The following is an 853-nucleotide window of genomic DNA, read 5'->3' as shown; positions in this document are numbered from 1 at the left end:
ATGTAGTCCACCAGCAGCGGCCCGCCCTCCGCCGCCTCCAGCGCAGCGCGCAGCTCCTCGGCGCTCGTGATCTCCCGCACAGTGGCAGCATGCAGCGGCGCAGAGCCCTCGGGGGCGGTCAGCAGTGGTGGGTGCCTACACGCGGAGTCAGCCGGGCGCATCGCCAGGCAGCACGGCGCGCGCCACGCACCCGTCGCCCCCGCGCGCAGCCCGCGCCGCCCACTCGATGAGCTCATCGCCGGGCTTGGCGAAGCTCAGATCGTCAAAGCCCGCCTCGCCCACGAAGCAAATCTCGTAGCCGTCACGGTCCGCGAGGATGGTCACCTCCACATCCGCCTGCGCGTGCGCTCTCGCAAGCTGAGCGGCGGCGGTGGCGGCGGCGGTGGCGGCGGCGGCGCAGCAGCGCACCTTGCCGGGGGTGGTGAGCACAATGGGAGGGTTGATCACCCTGTCTCCCGTGCTGGTGACGCGGTCAAACACCGGGCGCGCGCCCTGGCGAGTGGCAAAGGCGACGCGCCCGAACGCCTTCCGGTGCTGCACCGCCTCCCCCGCTGGCAGCTGCACCAGCTCCAGCTTCGCCTGCCCCTCGCTGTACCCCAGCATCACGCTGCGCAGCCGCCGCTCCGCGCCAGGCACCCCCTTGAACTCCCGCATGCCCAGCACGGTGCGGTAATAGTCGGCGGCGCGGTCCAAGTCCGCGACGTTGATGCTCACAAACAGGAACGGGTCTGACCGCAGTACCGGCCCCTGGCTGGGCAGGATCTTGTACTGGTAGCCGTTGTAGTCGGTCAGGACCAGCTCGCCGCCGTGTGCTTGCGCCTGGGCGGCGGCGTGTGCCATCACTTCGCTGGTG

1 protein-coding gene is annotated in these 853 nt (G+C 71.0%); it reads right to left on the bottom strand.

Translation table 11 applies throughout. The features are described 5' to 3' along the window. Positions 1–147: 147 nt before the first annotated feature. A partial coding sequence (locus ACK4SE_RS13860) for a VOC family protein (RefSeq protein WP_409693877.1) occupies positions 148–853 on the bottom strand: 706 nt, incomplete at its 5' end.

It is taken from the genome of Brevundimonas sp., from assembly GCF_046293315.1.
Taxonomy (GTDB): Bacteria; Pseudomonadota; Alphaproteobacteria; order Caulobacterales; family Caulobacteraceae; genus Brevundimonas.
The sequence above is the reverse complement of the archived record's forward strand: the minus strand, read 5'-3'. Positions and strand labels throughout refer to the sequence as shown.